This is a genomic window from Bacillus sp. IT-79MI2 (genome assembly GCF_949768135.1).
Lineage (GTDB): Bacteria > Bacillota > Bacilli > Bacillales > Bacillaceae_G > Bacillus_A > Bacillus_A pseudomycoides.
The window spans coordinates 89,179-105,242 of sequence record NZ_CATKPV010000047.1; the positions used below are offsets into that span (position 1 = coordinate 89,179).

At 36.6% G+C, this 16,064-nt stretch carries 16 protein-coding genes; 8 read left to right on the forward strand and 8 right to left on the reverse strand.

Going from position 1 to position 16,064, the window contains the following annotated elements; genetic code table 11:
* Positions 1-18 precede the first annotated feature (18 nt).
* Positions 19-2,622: an ATP-dependent chaperone ClpB gene (gene clpB / locus ACM6HU_RS05160; RefSeq protein WP_414848052.1), complete on the reverse strand. Its 2,604-nt coding sequence runs from the start codon at positions 2,620-2,622 to the stop codon at positions 19-21.
* A 206-nt stretch (positions 2,623-2,828) separates the two neighbouring features.
* Positions 2,829-3,008 carry a YjzC family protein gene (locus ACM6HU_RS05165; protein ID WP_016113764.1) on the reverse strand — a complete coding sequence of 60 codons (180 nt, stop codon included), beginning with the start codon at positions 3,006-3,008 and terminating at the stop codon, positions 2,829-2,831.
* Positions 3,009-3,653: 645 nt separating this feature from the next.
* Here ACM6HU_RS05165 and ACM6HU_RS05170 point away from each other — a divergent pair.
* The 3 genes from ACM6HU_RS05170 (at position 3,654) to ACM6HU_RS05180 (ending at position 4,902) form a co-directional block, all read left to right on the forward strand.
* The gene (locus tag ACM6HU_RS05170; RefSeq protein ID WP_016113763.1) at positions 3,654-4,463 is read left to right on the forward strand and encodes a Cof-type HAD-IIB family hydrolase; all 810 of its coding nucleotides are present in this window, start codon (positions 3,654-3,656) and stop codon (positions 4,461-4,463) included.
* Positions 4,464-4,563: 100 nt separating this feature from the next.
* Positions 4,564-4,704, forward strand: a complete 141-nt coding sequence (locus ACM6HU_RS05175; RefSeq protein ID WP_003195901.1) for a hypothetical protein — start codon at positions 4,564-4,566, stop codon at positions 4,702-4,704.
* Positions 4,705-4,902: a DUF3813 domain-containing protein gene (locus ACM6HU_RS05180; RefSeq protein WP_016113762.1), complete on the forward strand. Its 198-nt coding sequence runs from the start codon at positions 4,705-4,707 to the stop codon at positions 4,900-4,902.
* 27 nt (positions 4,903-4,929) lie between these two features.
* Here ACM6HU_RS05180 and ACM6HU_RS05185 read toward each other — a convergent pair whose 3' ends face one another.
* Entirely contained in the window at positions 4,930-5,787 is an 858-nt protein-coding gene (locus ACM6HU_RS05185) for a YitT family protein (RefSeq protein WP_016113761.1), read from the reverse strand.
* Between the two features lie 106 nt (positions 5,788-5,893).
* Here ACM6HU_RS05185 and ACM6HU_RS05190 point away from each other — a divergent pair, with 106 nt between their 5' ends.
* Positions 5,894-6,025: a DUF3941 domain-containing protein gene (locus ACM6HU_RS05190; RefSeq protein ID WP_016113760.1), complete on the forward strand. Its 132-nt coding sequence runs from the start codon at positions 5,894-5,896 to the stop codon at positions 6,023-6,025.
* Positions 6,026-6,342: 317 nt separating this feature from the next.
* Entirely contained in the window at positions 6,343-7,197 is an 855-nt protein-coding gene (prsA, locus tag ACM6HU_RS05195; RefSeq protein WP_016113759.1) for a peptidylprolyl isomerase PrsA, read from the forward strand.
* Positions 7,198-7,517: 320 nt separating this feature from the next.
* Here prsA and ACM6HU_RS05200 read toward each other — a convergent pair whose 3' ends face one another.
* Positions 7,518-8,384, reverse strand: coding sequence for a S1 RNA-binding domain-containing protein (locus ACM6HU_RS05200; protein WP_006093927.1), 867 nt, complete (start codon positions 8,382-8,384; stop codon positions 7,518-7,520).
* Positions 8,385-8,526: 142 nt separating this feature from the next.
* On the opposite strand from ACM6HU_RS05200, the gene ACM6HU_RS05205 reads away from it, so the two are divergent.
* Together ACM6HU_RS05205 and ACM6HU_RS05210 are read left to right on the forward strand one after the other, a co-directional pair.
* Complete coding sequence (locus tag ACM6HU_RS05205) at positions 8,527-9,018, forward strand: YajQ family cyclic di-GMP-binding protein (protein ID WP_016113758.1); 492 nt, start codon at positions 8,527-8,529, stop codon at positions 9,016-9,018.
* A 74-nt stretch (positions 9,019-9,092) separates the two neighbouring features.
* Complete coding sequence (locus ACM6HU_RS05210) at positions 9,093-9,233, forward strand: hypothetical protein (protein ID WP_229161490.1); 141 nt, start codon at positions 9,093-9,095, stop codon at positions 9,231-9,233.
* Positions 9,234-9,359: 126 nt separating this feature from the next.
* On the opposite strand, the gene ACM6HU_RS05215 is transcribed toward ACM6HU_RS05210, so the two are convergent.
* Entirely contained in the window at positions 9,360-9,716 is a 357-nt protein-coding gene (locus ACM6HU_RS05215; protein ID WP_016113757.1) for a hypothetical protein, read from the reverse strand.
* A 402-nt stretch (positions 9,717-10,118) separates the two neighbouring features.
* A complete protein-coding gene (locus ACM6HU_RS05220) occupies positions 10,119-11,399 on the reverse strand; it encodes an alpha-amylase family glycosyl hydrolase (protein ID WP_044880790.1) in 1,281 nt (426 codons plus the stop codon).
* Between the two features lie 247 nt (positions 11,400-11,646).
* Between ACM6HU_RS05220 and ACM6HU_RS05225 the strand changes: the two genes are divergently transcribed.
* The gene (locus ACM6HU_RS05225; RefSeq protein WP_414848053.1) at positions 11,647-12,909 is read left to right on the forward strand and encodes an ammonium transporter; all 1,263 of its coding nucleotides are present in this window, start codon (positions 11,647-11,649) and stop codon (positions 12,907-12,909) included.
* A 480-nt stretch (positions 12,910-13,389) separates the two neighbouring features.
* Here the strand turns inward: ACM6HU_RS05225 and katB are convergent, their stop codons facing one another.
* Together katB and hemH are read right to left on the reverse strand one after the other, a co-directional pair.
* A complete protein-coding gene (gene katB, locus ACM6HU_RS05230) occupies positions 13,390-14,856 on the reverse strand; it encodes a catalase KatB (protein WP_016113754.1) in 1,467 nt (488 codons plus the stop codon).
* Positions 14,857-14,913: 57 nt separating this feature from the next.
* Positions 14,914-15,876, reverse strand: a complete 963-nt coding sequence (hemH, locus tag ACM6HU_RS05235; RefSeq protein WP_016113753.1) for a ferrochelatase — start codon at positions 15,874-15,876, stop codon at positions 14,914-14,916.
* Between the last annotated feature and the right edge of the window lie 188 nt (positions 15,877-16,064).

The window sequence follows — 16,064 nt, forward strand, 5'->3', positions numbered from 1 at the left end:
AATCTCCGGACTCTTTTTTTACTCTACATGAACAACTAGTTCATTATTTTCCACATCAACAACTACATGACTATTATCAGTAATTGTTCCCGCAATCAATTCACGTGCTAACTTTGTTTCAATTTGGCGCTGTACATATCGTTTTAATGGACGCGCTCCATACATCGGATCAAATCCAGATTCTACAACAAACTCTTTTGCTACTTCTGTTAATTCCACTGTAATATGACGATCTACTAAACGCCCTTGTAACTCTTTTACAATTTTATCAACGATTCCTTTAATCTCATTTGTTGTAAGTGGTTTAAATAAAATAATTTCATCCACACGATTTAAAAACTCTGGGCGAAAATGTCCTCTAAGCTGCCCCATAACAAGATCTCTTGCTTCCTCTTTAATTGTACCATCTTCTTGTAACCCTTCTAATAAATGCCCTGAACCAATATTTGATGTCATAATAATCACTGTATTTTTGAAATCCACTGTTCGTCCTTGTGAATCCGTAATACGCCCATCATCTAACATTTGTAATAAAATGTTGAATACTTCTGGATGTGCTTTTTCAATTTCATCTAATAAAATAACGGAATATGGTTTACGGCGTACGGCTTCTGTTAATTGTCCACCTTCCTCATATCCTACATATCCAGGAGGAGCTCCAATCAGGCGAGACACAGCGTGTTTCTCCATATACTCGGACATATCAATGCGAATGATTTGCTCTTCACTATCAAATAAAGATTGTGCTAATGTTTTCGCAAGTTCTGTTTTCCCAACGCCTGTTGGTCCTAAGAAAATGAATGAACCGATTGGACGATTTGGATCTTTAATACCAGCGCGAGCACGAAGAACTGCATCCGCCACAAGACTAACTGCTTCCTCTTGCCCAATAACACGTTCTGATAAAATTTGCTCTAAACGTAGCAGTTTTTCACGTTCACCTTCTACAAGTTTTGCAACTGGTATACCCGTCCAACGTGAAACGATATTTGCAATCTCTTCTTCACTTACTTCTTCACGAAGTAAACGGTTCTCTTGTTCGTTATGTGCTCCCATTTCTTCCGCTTCTCTTAATTCTTTTTCCACTGCTGGAATTTTACCATGACGAAGCTCTGCTGCTTTATTTAAGTCATAATTCCCTTCTGCTTCTTCTAATTCACGACGTAAACGTTCAAGGTGTTCTCTTAAGTCACGAACTTTATGGATTTCTTCTTTTTCTTTTTGCCATTGCGCTCGCATTCCATTTGCAACTTCTTTTAAATCAGATAGTTCACGTTGCAATGTTTTTAGTCGTTCTTGACTACCACGATCCGTTTCTTTTCCTAAAGCAGCTTCTTCAATTTCCAGCTGCATAATGCGGCGCGTTACTTCATCCAATTCTGTTGGCATAGAATCAATTTCTGTTCGAATTGTTGCGCACGCTTCATCAACAAGGTCAATCGCTTTATCTGGTAAAAAGCGATCAGATATATATCGATCAGACAATACAGACGCCGCTACAATCGCACGATCATGAATATTTACACCATGATAAATTTCAAAACGCTCTTTTAAACCACGTAAAATAGAAATTGTATCTTCTACCGTTGGCTCTTCTGCTAACACTTGTTGAAAACGACGTTCTAGCGCTGGATCTTTCTCAATATATTTTCGATACTCATCTAAAGTAGTCGCTCCAATACAATGAAGTTCACCGCGCGCAAGCATTGGTTTTAACATATTCCCTGCATCCATCGCCCCTTCTGTTTTACCAGCACCAACAATTGTATGAAGCTCATCAATGAATAAAAGAATACGCCCTTCACTTTTTTTGATTTCATTTAACACAGCTTGCAAACGTTCTTCAAACTCACCACGGAACTTTGCACCCGCCACAAGCGCACTCATATCTAATGCAAAGATTGTTCTATCTTTTAATCCTTCTGGTACATCTTTTCGCACAATTCGTTGTGCCAATCCTTCAACAATTGCTGTTTTCCCAACGCCTGGTTCACCAATTAAAACAGGGTTGTTTTTTGTTTTACGAGAAAGAATGCGGATAACCCGGCGAATTTCGCTATCACGACCAATGACAGGATCAATTTTCCCTTGTCTTACTTCTGCCACTAAATCACGGCCATACTTTTCTAACGCTTCATATGTTACTTCTGGATTTTGACTAGTCACTCTCTGATTCCCCCGAACTTCCATTAAAGACTGTAATAATGTATCCTTCGTAATGTGAAATGCTGTGAACAAGTGATTCATATCACCTTTTCCCTCGCAAAATGCGAGCAAAATATGTTCCACTGAAATATATTCATCTTGCAGTTTTTTTGCCTCTGCCTCTGCTTTAACAAGTAATTGCCCTAAAGCATTTGTCACATACACTTTGCCAGCTTCTACACCACTTCCTGTAACAGATGGTTTCTGTTGAAGCAATCTTTCTACTTCTTTCGTTAATTGTTCTATATTGACATTCATTTTTTGAAAAATACGCACTGCTAATCCATCCTGCTGCTGCTGTAATAATGCAAGTAATAGATGAACAGTATCAGCTTCTTGATGATGATGAGATACCGCTAAAGATTGAGCACTCATAATTGCTTCTTGTGTTTTCGTCGTCATTTGATTTAAGTCCATCTTCACAAACCTCCAAACATTGGAATCCTCTTGACGTTTGACCTTTTTTGATTTTTTGACTTTATTTGACCTTTAATTTGATTATACGCCAATTGTCTTTTTTATACAATGAATTTGATTATGAAATTTGAACTTTGTTTCCCCAAAAAAGTATGTATACCTCTGCTCTTCAATCAGAAAAGCCGCAATATAAATTGCGGCTTCTCTTACGGTTTTCTTTTATATGTCCACTGGCGGTTCTGATTCGAATTCTCAGGAAACCTTTGACCAGCAGTTAATTTTACCATTTGTGGATCTTTAACCATACTTCCTGTTTCACCAATCTCCACATAAAGCCCATCATTTGGTGCTTTCTGTCCAGAACGAAACCTATGATTTTGTCCCATTTTCATTCTCCTTCCATGACATCTTTACACCGTTAGTATATCCATTTTTGAAAAAGCCTTTCTGTTATGTTTAGGAAACGAGTCATATTTTTTATTACTGTTCATATGTATGACTTTACATGATAAAGCAGGAGAAAAAGCATCACTTGTTGAAAAAAAAGAAACCGACCTATTCTAGGCCAGTTCCAAAGGAGAGTCAAACATATACGAGAAGATTACATTTTTATTATACATCTTGCTGTGCGCATACTGTAACCCCTTTCACAATTTGTACAAAATGAAAGAAACATTATTTGAACTTTCGGAAAAATCATTGACTTTTCTGATTTTTAGTAGGAAATAGTGGACACTAACATGTTTCGCGACGTAAGATGAATATATAATGAAACTTCCATTCATGGTTGTTTCTCCCGCTATTGGCGGGCAGTAAGACCCCCACCTCAAGATTCAGAGAGAAATGAGGAAGATAGGTGGGGGATAACTGCCCGTAAAAGCCCGATTGGCGAGAGCTAACCATCAGCGTGGGATGGAGAACCCCCGTTGATAGAAGTTTTACTTTATCTATACACTTTCCAACCTCTTATTTCTGCATCTTAAAACGGAAATACAGATAGAAACAAAAATTTTTTCATAAGAGGTGAAAACATGAAAAAACAACATTTAATCGCATTAGATTTAGATGGTACTTTACTTACAGACAATAAAATTATTTCCGCACGAACAAAGAAAACAATTGAAAAAGCAAAAGAACAAGGACATGTTGTTGTCATTTCAACAGGACGTCCATTTCGCGCTAGTCACGCTTATTATAAAGAACTTGATTTGAATACACCTATCGTTAACTTTAACGGCGCTTATGTTCATCACCCGCTTGATACAAATTGGGGAACGCATCATTCCCCCCTTGAGCTTTCTACTGCACAAGAAATCGTTCGCGCTTGCTTTGATTTTGGCGTTAAAAACATTTATGCCGAAGTAATTGATGATGTATATGTTCGCGAAATTGATGAGGATAAAAAGCATATCTTTGAATTTGGCTCTCCAAATATTTTTACAGGCGACTTACTAAACATTTTGCAAGATCATCCAACATGCTTATTAATCGATGCACTGGATGAGCAATCAACAGCTATTCGTAAGCATTTAACAGATATGCATGCAGAAGTGATTGATCATCGAAAATGGGGTGCTCCTTGGCCGATTATTGAAATTGTGAAAAGCGGCCTCAATAAAGCGATTGGACTTCAAAAAGTTTCTAGCTATTATAACATTCCACAAGAACGAATTATTGCGTTCGGTGACGAAGACAATGATTTTGAGATGATTGAGTTTGCAGGTCACGGCATCGCCATGGGTAATGCTATTCCTGAATTAAAAACATTAGCAAATCATACGACATTAACAAACGAAGAAGATGGAATTGCTCTTTATTTAGAAGAGGTTCTTGGATTGTAATCTAAAAATTCCCTACTTATAGTTTGGCTCAAAACGCTCATACTATAACTAGACACAGCGATGTGTCAGTTGTTTTCTGCTAAAAAAGGGGGAATTACGAATGGGTAAAAAGAACAAATCAAAACGTTTCACCCAACAAGGGGCCGATGCTGTTATGAAGCATGCTGAAAGATTCCCGTACCGCGGTACATTAGCTGATGCAGAAAAAGAACGAAACAACTCTTCTCTCGGAGGGGTTTAAATGGGTAACTTATTATTTCAGCAAGCACGAGATGCTGTTTCGGGCGCCGTTTCTTGTTCAAGCGGCACAGAACAGCAGGAACTCGTTTATAGAGCCAAAAATGCTTTGCAATCCGCTTATGCCAATTCTTCAACTGCTGAAAAGGTACAACTGCGTGAGATGCAACAGCAACTACAAAACATTACTAACACACATTAAAACAAGAGGACCGATTCCCGGTCCTCTTTAATCTTTCCGAAATAACCCAAATACGCCGACTGTTTGAAGCACATTTGTAAATGCACCAGGGTCTACCTGTTTAATAATTCTCTCTAGTTCATATAGCTCGTAACGGGTAATAACGATCATTAACATTTCTTTATTTTCATTTGTATATGCCCCTGTCGCTGGTATAGTTGTAATACCGCGTACTAAACGTGCTTGAATCGCTTTTCGTACATCTTTACCATTCTTCGTAACGATAAATGCTGTAATTTTCACATGACGAGTATGAATTGCATCAATAATCCTCGATGATACATATAATGTTACTAACGTGTATAACGCTTTTTCCCATCCGTACAAATAGCCAGCTGCAATAATGATGATTGCATTAAAGAAAAAGAAATATGTTCCGACAGGCTTATCTTTTATTTTTGACAAAATCATTGCAATGATATCTAAACCACCTGTGGAAGCTCCCCATTTTAAGGCAATTCCTACCCCTATCGCTGAAATGAGACCACCAAAAATAGCATTCAATATAATATCATTTGAAACAGCCTTCACTGGTATAATTTCTAAAAACAGTGTCATAAATACAACACATAAAAAACTAAATAACGTAAACGCTTTTCCGACCTTTTTCCATGCTAAAATAACAACCGGAATATTAAATAAAGCAAAAAGTACTCCCGTCGATATGTGAATCGATGCAAAATCGCCTAACACTTGCGAAAGCAATTGAGATAATCCCGCGAAACCGCTCGCATATACTTTTGCCGGTGTTAAGAACAAGTTCATTCCAATTGCATTTAATAAACCTGCAATGATAACAACAATTAGTTTTTTCGTTAATTCGGCATAATTTAATTTTAAGTCCATACCCCATCCACCTTTATACATAATAGGTCACCACTACTCGTATACATAGTCTTTACGAAAACGGAAATGATAAACGTACAACTGTTTAGAAATGGAGTTGATATGTATGCCGCATACAAGCGATAATGACAAAAAAGCACGCGATAATAATGCAAAGCGCACACAAAAAAATGAACAAGAACAAAAAAATATCCAGCAAGGAAAACGTGCATATTCTAAAAAAACAAATCACCTTTAATCATTTATAAAAATACAAATTAAAAAACCGACATAAAACCTTCCTTTTTAGACGGGAGAGAGCATCCAGCTATGCATAGAAGCGGTCAGATCCTTTTCCTGCCCCATGCAAAGTTAAAACAAAAAGAGAAAACAAGTAGCGGTCACCTTTTGTTCTTCATAGCAGCGGATTATATGTCGGAAAATCAAAATGGATTTAATAGTACATCAACAATCTTGTTGATGTACTTTTTCATTTCACAAAAAACATATCAATTTCACTTCATGTTCACCTCGCTATTTTACAATAATAACAACATAATTAGATGAGGTGTTAAAGTGAAAGGAAAACAATTATTGATGGCCACAGCTGCGCTCGGAACGTTAATGCTGTCTGCTTGTGGTCTAAAAGATAACTCAGAGGCGATTGCAACATCAAAAGTTTCAACCATTACAAAAGGTGATTTTGACAAGCAGTTAAAAGAACGGTACGGAAAAGATATGCTATATGAAATGATGGCACAAGATATCATGACAAAAAAATATAAAGTATCTGATGATGAAGTCGATAAAGAATTCAAAAAAGCAAAAGATCAATTTGGTGATCAATTCAAAACGGTATTAGAAAGTAACCGCCTAAAAGATGAAGATGACTTTAAAAATCAAATTAGGTTCAAATTAGCAATGAACGAAGCCATTAAGAAAAGCATTACAGATAAAGATGTAAAAGCAAACTATAAACCTGAAATTAAAGCCAGCCACATTTTAGTAAACGATGAAAAAACGGCAAATGATATTAAGAAACAACTGGATGAAGGTGCTTCATTCGAAGAGTTAGCAAAACAACAGTCACAGGACCCAGGTTCAAAGGAAAATGGCGGAGACCTTGGATACTTCGGTCCAGGTAAAATGGTACCTGAATTTGAAGAAGCGGCTTACAAATTAAATGTCGGTGAAATTAGCAAACCTATCAAGTCATCACAAGGCTATCACATTATTAAACTTACCGATAAAAAAGAATTAAAACCATATGATGAAGTAAAAGATTCCATTCGTAAAAATCTGGAAGAACAGCGATTAGCAGATCAAACTACAGGCCAAAAAATATTACTAGACGAATTCAAGAAAGCTGATATTAAAGTAAAAGATAGTGATTTGAAAGATACATTCTCTCGTCTTTCCGGACAACAATAAAAAATCTAGCAACAGAGTGGGCTGGTAGAAGAATAGTAAATGAAATCCCCCCCCCGCATTAACGGGCAGTAAGACTCCCACCTCAAGATTCAGAGAAAAACGAGAAAGATAAGTGAGGAATCAACTGCCCGTAAAAGCCCGATTGGCGAGAGCTAATAATCAGCGGGGGATGAACCCCCCACTGATTAAGGTTTCACTTTATCGGCGCAAATTCGAATATATCGACGTTCCGACACATAACGACAAAAAACAGGAGCCTACTGACTCCTGTTTCCCAACACTCTGAAAATCCGAACAGGCATGAGCCTGTTCGGATTTTTTTATTTCTTGAAGTACGTCCAACCTTCTTCTTGATAAACCTTTTCTTCTTTCATCAACTTACCAAGCGCACGTTTAAACGCTGCTTTACTCATATTAAAACGTTCTTTAATGTCTTCCGGATGGCTCTTATCCCAAAACGGCATTGCTCCTCCGCGGCTCTCCATGTACTCATAAACCACCGCAGCATCATCTTCCATTCCCTCTTCTTTACGCGGAAGAAGTGAAATATTAATCGTACCATCATCTTTCACATCAATAATACGGCCCGTTACACGCTCACCAATACGAACTTGTTCTTTTCTTTCTGTGTGGTGTAAAAAAGCACGGAAATGTTCATCCGTTAATACAAACGAACCAACTTGAAGCGAGCGATATACACGTCCGTTCACATTTTTATTACGCATAGATGGCGTTGCCTCTACAATAATTTCCTGCATATCTGAATCTCTTGCCGGAAGAGCAATAAGACGGCCACGATTTGTTAATTTTAATGTACAATATAACTCATCGCCTTCTTCTGGCCAAACTGGTGTATAAATTGGAAACTCATCAGCTGGGATTAAGATATCCTTAGAAACACCAATATCAACGAACACACCTAGATCAGGTTTTACTTCTACAACTTTTACCCAATTCCAATCACTTATCGTAATAAGCGGCGTCTTCATCGTTGCAGAAATTCGCTCTTGATGATCAAGATATAGAAATACATCAATCGTATCGCCTTCCTCAATTTCTCCCGCTACTTCATTTTTATGTAAAAATACTTCCTCATAACCATCCTCATCGTCAAATCCAACCATATATCCAATTTCCGTTTCTCGTAAAACAGTTACCTGTTCAATCGATCCTGGCTGCAAATACATATATTTTAATTCCCTTCTATATATAAAGTATATTTTTATCATTCCAAAGAAAGCTTCATTATAACACGAATTTTCCTTTATTTGTCCAACTCGCAAAAATTCACTATAATAAGAGGTGGAATTTAATTTGGAGGTGCTTACTATGGCAAAAGATAGTTCTTTTGACATCGTTTCAAAAGTAGAATTACCAGAAGTAACAAATGCTATTAACATCGCATTAAAAGAAATTCAAAATCGTTATGACTTTAAAGGAAGCAAAAGTGATATTAAATTAGAAAAAGAAGTAATCGTTTTAACTTCTGATGATGAATTTAAATTAGATCAAGTAAAAGATGTTCTTATTTCAAAACTAGTTAAACGCGAAGTACCAATTAAAAACTTAGACTACGGAAAAGTAGAAAGCGCCGCTGGTAACACAGTACGTCAACGCGCAACGTTGCAACAAGGTATCGATAAAGAGAACGCTAAGAAAATTAATAACATTATTAAAGAGTTAAAATTAAAAGTGAAAACACAAGTACAAGATGATCAAGTACGCGTAACAGCAAAAAGCCGCGATGACTTACAAGCAGTAATCGCAGCAGTTCGTAGCGCTGATTTACCAATCGACGTACAGTTCATCAACTATCGTTAATAGAAAAAACTCTATAAAAGTACAATGACAGGCATAATCACCGTTTTGCAGGTGTTACGAAAGAAGTAATCCCAGTGCATAACAGTCATATCCATACAATATTTTTAAATACTAATTTTTTTAATCATCATTATGAAGTAATAATAACAAATTTTGTTATTCTGGTTGGGAATGAAAAAAAGATACATCCCAACCAGAATAACTACATTAGATGACAACTGCATTTATGAAGCAGAATTCATTACTTTAATCGGCCGATTTCTCTTATACATTCATAAATAGCACAGAAAAAGAATCTAAGTTTAATCCTACAGAGAGTTTTTATTGATCAGTAATAGTTACTACAGAATTTGCGTTAATTCTGTATTCAAAACTCGTTGTGCAGTAATAATAACACCCTGAGCAGTTACTCCATAAACACTGTATATGCCACCGTTTTGATTAGGAACAATTTCAACTTCATATTGGTCTGCTTGTCCCAAAGTAGAGTGAACTAAACTTAGAATTACAAGAGTAGAAGCATTAGCAGCTACAGTAAAGTTTCTCTGTTCGATTAATGTTCTTGTACCATCAAGTCTAAAAGATCGAAGTACCCCATTAAGTGTACCTCCAGTACGATTGAGGATTTTAACCTTAGCTCTATTTGCATTAGCAGGCTGATTTCCTACGTTTTCAATTGGCCCAGTAGTAAAAGGCATTTTAAATTCACCTCCTATTAACTAAAAAGATTCATAACCTGCAGATTACATATTCATCATATTCAATATTATGTTAGAATGCTTTAAACCAATTAATCAATTTACTTTAAAAAGATACATCCACATATTTTTTCGATGAAGGAAATCTCACACATACCTTTCTTGTTTCTATATACGCTATCAATCTGATCCACAAAACTCTAAGACAATTCCACCTTAATTCATCCTGTATCACTAATAAAAAACATATATTCTCGTCATAATATCTACTGTTGCATTTACAATAGAATAGATGTCATCTCATAAATAAAAAAGTACACTACTCACGAATTAATAGTGTACTAGAAAATATATATTATCCATGAATTGAAGAGATACACTGTCAATCTATCCACTTTCATTTTATAGAGTAGAAGATTTTTTCTTCTTTACAGCAATTAAAAAAGCAATAAATAACACATTCATACCAACTAACAAAGAGATAAAGATCCAATTAATCCCCGTTTTTTCTCTAACTTGATATACATTTGCTTCTTCTCGCTTCAATACGAGATAATAATTCCCATCTTCTTCTCTAATGATTTCATCTTCCAATAATCCCTTTAATTCTCGATTTTCTCCTATCTCATTTGCCGAAAGTGAAACTTTTTGTGTCTCTTTCGTGTTGTTAATTGCAACAAGTGTCACTTCATCTTTATACGTCCTTTTTAGCACACTCATCCCAGTCTTATCATATAGCAACTCAAATGTCCCACGGCGAAGAGAGGGGAATTTTTGACGAATCTCTCCCAATCTCGTTACATACTGTAAAAACTTTTCATCTGTTTTAAAATCCATTAAGCGGCGATTATCTGGCACTCCCCCGCCATCAAGCGCAATTTCCGTTCCGTAGTAAACAATCGGCATCCCTGGTGTTGTATATAAATAAGTAAGCGCAAGTTTTAAACGAGCCGGCGGATAATATGCGTTCTCTTTCGCGATTCTGACAAACCGCTTTGTGTCTTGATTATCTAAAAAATTACTTGTTACTTTACCATTTTCTATTAAACTAACGTCATAAAGTGGTTTAATAGGTGTATCCGTTTTCGTAAAGATATCTGTTATGTGCTTATAGTACTCATTATGTATACCCTCTCCCTCATCAGTCATAACGAGGAAATCTTTTTTTATTCCTTGAACACTTTGTTTTACTGTATTTAAAAAGGCACGAGATATTTCTTTACTATGCATAAGATAACTTCCATCTATGTTTGCTTCTTTCATCCACCATTTTATCGAATCAATAAGCGTTTCTTGCTCTTTTTCTATAACAAATTGAAACACCACTTTCATATCTCGTTTATGCGCTTCTTGTACAAGTTGTTTCACATCTTGCATTGACCCAAAATGTTCATTCACTTTTTGCAAATCAACCGTACCATACCCATCATACGTTTCACCTTTAAAAATTGGCGAAAGCATAATAGTAGTGAATCTCATCTCTTTTATGTAATCAATTCGCTTTACAATCCCTTGTATATCTCCCCCTTGGTATCTTTCTAAATTCCCTACATCAAGCTGTTTATCATTTTTTGCATCTCCATTATTAAAGCGGTCAACCATAATAGAATATACTACTTCATCTTGCCACTCTCTTTTTTCTTCCGCTAATGTATGTATAGGCGCTAAGAAAGCAAATACCATACAAAAACAAATCAACACTCCTCTTCTCCATATCTTCTTCACATAATATCCCCCAACTTCTTTTTAATTGTAAGAATAGTATATCAATTTTCCGAACAAACCGCACTTACACAAACACCATGTTAGGTTTTCTTACATGATATTTTAAATTTTCTGAAAAATATGTTGATTTTTTATTAATTATTGAATATGGCATGAAAAATAACATTAAATGTAACATTTTATAACATTATAGGAGGGGAAAAGAATGAACATGGGAGATACTGTGTTTTTATTTTTAGCGACGGTAATGGTTATGATTATGACGCCAGGTTTGGCACTTTTTTACGGCGGGATGGTTCGTAGCAAAAACGTGCTGAGTACAACGATGCATAGCTATAGCGCGATGGCGATTGTTTCCATTCAATGGATTTTTATCGGTTATTCTTTATCATTCGGGCCAGATTGGAATGGCGTCATTGGTACATTAGATTGGTTCGGCTTACAAAACGTAACTTTTACACCAAACGCAGACTACTCCGCTACTATTCCTCACAATTTATTTATGATGTTTCAACTTATGTTTGCAATCTTAACACCAGCGCTAATTTCAGGAGCATTCGCTGAAAGAATGCGATTTTCTGCTTTTCTCATTTTTATCCTTCTTTGGACGACAATCGTTTATAATCCCGTTGCCCATTGGGTATGGGGCGTTGGCGGATGGCTTCGCGAACTTGGCGCATTAGATTTCGCCGGTGGTAACGTTGTCCATATCACATCTGGCGTTGCCGGGCTTGTACTAGCAATTTTTCTCGGTAAACGAAAAGACATAAACGGCCCTTCTCCTCACCATTTACCATTTACACTTTTAGGCGCGGGCCTATTGTGGTTCGGCTGGTTCGGATTTAACGTCGGCAGTGCCCTTACACTAAACGACGTAGCACTGACCGCATTCATTAATACAAATACCGCTGCCGCAGCTTCTGCTTTAACATGGATCTTAGCAGAGTGGTTCTTCCAATCAAAACCGACTGTAATGGGAGCAGCTTGCGGCGCTGTATCAGGCCTTGTTGCTATTACACCGGCTTGCGGATTCGTCACTCCTTTCTCCGCTCTTTTAATCGGGGCGATCGGAGGCGTTCTTTGCTTCGGAGCTGTCTTCTTTTTAAAGCATAAACTTGGATATGATGATGCACTTGATACATTTGGATGTCACGGCGTGGGTGGTACATGGGGTGGTATTGCAACCGGGCTATTTGCAACCACTTCTGTAAATAGCGGCGGCGCTGATGGATTGTTTTATGGAAATGCTGCACTTCTTTGGAAACAGTTCACTGCAATTGGAGCGACATATGCTTTTACAATCGTGATGACATACACCATTATTAAAGGAATTAGTTTCTTCCTTCCCGTTCGCGTACATGAACATGAAGAGCAAATGGGACTCGATATTTCGATGCATGGTGAGAAGGCTTATGAATATAGCGAGAAATCACTAGGCGAAGTGGCAATACAAAAAGAGGCTAAATGATGCATTTTATAAGTATATAACTTTTATAATAGAAAAAGGTTTATCTCTTTTTAATACGAGATAAACCTTTTTATTTGTTACCTCAGGTACTTATCGTCTATGTTTTATTAGAGTACGTATCCAAAAAGCAGACCTTCGGAAGGCTATGTCTGAAGGCGGAATGATCGGCCTCAATCCATGAAGACCATGAATTTCAGGGTAATAGACTGGGGCTTCTCCAGTTATTAATCTTTAATTTTAAGTTCCCTTTTCTTCTTCATAATAGCGATTTATATGTCGAAAAAACAAAATGGATTTATATAATCGATACACGATATTCTCATTCATCTCTTTTTAAATCCGCATTTAGAAAGTAAAAAATCTAATAAAAAATAAAGCTCTTATAAATATTTTAAAACAAAATACGACTGAAAATTCAGTCATCCTTTGTTATTCATCATATTTGTAGACACATACAGCAGTTTAAATTTGAGAATGTTATTACTTCGCAGGATTTCCTACGTACGCTGAAATATCAACGTTTAATGCTTTCGCTAAGCGCATACCATACTCACGATCTGCACGGAAGAAGTTACAGATTGCAAGTAATTTCGTTTGTTCATGCACATCTTTTAAATCATTTGTTAAGTTGGCAATTAAGTTGTCTTGTTCTTCTTTAGAGAATGAACGGTAACGCTCACCCGCTTGCTTAAAGTCGTTTGGTTTATCAATTTTTTCACGAGATACGTACCCTTCAAGCTTCATAGTTGAATCACGGTAATTAGGATCTTCAACTGGATTTTCAGCATGTCGACTTGGCTCGTAGTTAATTGTTGATGGTTGTTGATTCATTTGCATCGCACCATCACGTTGTTGATTGCGAACAGCTGCATATGGGCAGTTTACTGGAATTTGTAAGTAGTTCGCACCAAGACGGTAACGTTGTGTATCCGGATAAGAGAATAAACGTCCTTGTAATAATTTATCTTCAGATGGTTCAATACCAGATACAGTCGCACTTGGAGTAAACGCAGCTTGCTCTACTTCTGCAAAGAAGTTTTTCGGGTTACGATTGAGGGTCATTGTCCCTACTTCCATTAATGGGAAGCGATCTTCTGGCCATACTTTTGTTGGATCTAATGGATCAAAGTCTAAAGAATCCATTTCATCTAATTGCATTACTTGTACGTGAAGATCCCATTTCGGATAATTACCTTTTTCAATCGCATCAAATAAATCACGAGTTGCATGGTTGAAGTCTTTCCCTTGTACTTCTACCACTTCTTTTGCACTCAAGTTACGAACACCTTGCTGTGGTTTCCAGTGATATTTAATATAAACAATTTTACCTTCTGCATTAATCCATTTAAATGAATGTACTCCAAACCCTTCCATTTGACGATAGTTTGCAGGAGTTCCGTAATCAGAGAATACCCAAGTCATCATATGCGTAGACTCTGGAGACAATGTCATGAAGTCCCAGTAACGATCTGGCGTTTGAATATTTGTATCTGGTGCTGGTTTTAAGGAATGCACCATGTCAGGGAATTTAATTGCATCACGAATGAAGAAAACAGGTAAATGGTTACCAACGATATCATAGTTTCCTTCTTCTGTATAAAACTTCACAGCGAAGCCACGTGGGTCGCGAGCTGTTTCCGGAGAACCTTGCCCATGAATAACCGTTGAGAAACGAACGAATACAGGTGTTTCTGTTCCTTCATTTTGTAAAAATGCTGCTTTTGTATATGCTTTCATGCTATTTTTCGTTACGAAAACACCATGAGCACCCGCACCACGTGCATGTACAACACGCTCTGGAATACGTTCACGATCAAAATGAGCAAGCTTTTCTACTAAATGATAATCTTCTAATAATACCGGTCCACGACGACCAGCTGTACGAGAATTTTGGTTATCTCCTACTGGAGCACCTTGGTTTGTTGTTAAGCGATCATTTGGATTCATCAAGGGAAACCTCCTATTATTTCATAATAATAATTACTTATTTAAAATTATTATAAATTAATTATTATTCAAAATTATTTTTTTGTCAATTATTTTATTCGCTTTTTTGGAAACAATTTCTACTAAACAATCAATAAATGATTCTTTTGCATTTGGCATAGCCGGTCTGAAATAGCGTGCACCTAATTCATCTGTCACAACTTTACATTCATAATCGTTGTCATACAACACTTCTAAATGCTCAGCCACAAACCCAACTGGACAATACACAAAAGTGTTATAACCATGCTTTTCATATAAATCTTTCGTTAAATCTTGTACATCTGGTCCAATCCATGGATCTGGTGTATTTCCGGCACTTTGCCAGCCGATTGTATAATTTTGAATCTTCGCTGCTTCAGCAATTAAATCTGCCGTATGCTGCAGTTGCTTCACATATGGGTCTCCTGCTGCAATAATTTTCTCTGGTAAACTATGCGCTGAAAAAATTACAACAGCTTTCTCCCCGTCTGTAATTCTAGCAAATGTTTCTTTTATTTGATTTGCCCAATACGCAATAAATTTCGGTTCTTCGTACCATTGCTCAATCGGCTCTATAACAGGACCATTTATGTTCTCAGAAATCTTTTTGGCACGCTCGTTGTATGCTTTAATACTAAAAGTTGAATAATGAGGTGCGAGCACCATACTAATTGCTTCCTCAATACCGTCCTGCTTCATCTCTTCCACAGCATCTTCAATAAATGGAGCAATATGTTTTAGTCCCAAATAACATACAAATTCAAATTCTGAAAAACGCTTATTTAACTCATTTGTTAATTTTCTAGCTTGTTCCTTTGTAATTTTCGCAAGCGGTGAAATACCACCAATCGCTTTATAACGCCCAACTAACTCATCAAGCGCTTCTTGAGATGGCTTACGCCCATGGCGAATATGTGTATAATAATATGCCTCTACATCCTCTAGTGACTCTGGAGTTCCGTACGCCATCACAAGTAAACCTATTTTCTTCTTATTCATCTATATTCACCTCAATATCGGAAATGAGAATCTTTTTCAAGAACATTCGTTTCCAGTATACCAATCGATAATAAGTATATCAAAATAATAATTATAAATAAATATTATTTATAATATGATTTTTAATTTTATTTGACAATTTATTTAATAAAAGTTACCACGTTTTCGTTTTATCATTTCTAAAATAA

What these genes read in the sequence shown, in the direction of transcription:
- clpB (WP_414848052.1), bottom strand. Translation starts at nt 2,622, where the DNA reads ATGGACTTAAATCAAATGACGACGAAAACACAAGAAGCAATTATGAGT.
- ACM6HU_RS05165 (WP_016113764.1), bottom strand. Translation starts at nt 3,008, where the DNA reads ATGGGACAAAATCATAGGTTTCGTTCTGGACAGAAAGCACCAAATGAT.
- ACM6HU_RS05170 (WP_016113763.1), top strand. Translation starts at nt 3,654, where the DNA reads ATGAAAAAACAACATTTAATCGCATTAGATTTAGATGGTACTTTACTT.
- ACM6HU_RS05175 (WP_003195901.1), top strand. Translation starts at nt 4,564, where the DNA reads ATGGGTAAAAAGAACAAATCAAAACGTTTCACCCAACAAGGGGCCGAT.
- ACM6HU_RS05180 (WP_016113762.1), top strand. Translation starts at nt 4,705, where the DNA reads ATGGGTAACTTATTATTTCAGCAAGCACGAGATGCTGTTTCGGGCGCC.
- ACM6HU_RS05185 (WP_016113761.1), bottom strand. Translation starts at nt 5,787, where the DNA reads ATGGACTTAAAATTAAATTATGCCGAATTAACGAAAAAACTAATTGTT.
- ACM6HU_RS05190 (WP_016113760.1), top strand. Translation starts at nt 5,894, where the DNA reads ATGCCGCATACAAGCGATAATGACAAAAAAGCACGCGATAATAATGCA.
- ACM6HU_RS05200 (WP_006093927.1), bottom strand. Translation starts at nt 8,384, where the DNA reads ATGTATTTGCAGCCAGGATCGATTGAACAGGTAACTGTTTTACGAGAA.
- ACM6HU_RS05205 (WP_016113758.1), top strand. Translation starts at nt 8,527, where the DNA reads ATGGCAAAAGATAGTTCTTTTGACATCGTTTCAAAAGTAGAATTACCA.
- ACM6HU_RS05215 (WP_016113757.1), bottom strand. Translation starts at nt 9,716, where the DNA reads ATGCCTTTTACTACTGGGCCAATTGAAAACGTAGGAAATCAGCCTGCT.
- ACM6HU_RS05220 (WP_044880790.1), bottom strand. Translation starts at nt 11,399, where the DNA reads ATGGTATTTGCTTTCTTAGCGCCTATACATACATTAGCGGAAGAAAAA.
- ACM6HU_RS05225 (WP_414848053.1), top strand. Translation starts at nt 11,647, where the DNA reads ATGAACATGGGAGATACTGTGTTTTTATTTTTAGCGACGGTAATGGTT.
- katB (WP_016113754.1), bottom strand. Translation starts at nt 14,856, where the DNA reads ATGAATCCAAATGATCGCTTAACAACAAACCAAGGTGCTCCAGTAGGA.
- hemH (WP_016113753.1), bottom strand. Translation starts at nt 15,876, where the DNA reads ATGAATAAGAAGAAAATAGGTTTACTTGTGATGGCGTACGGAACTCCA.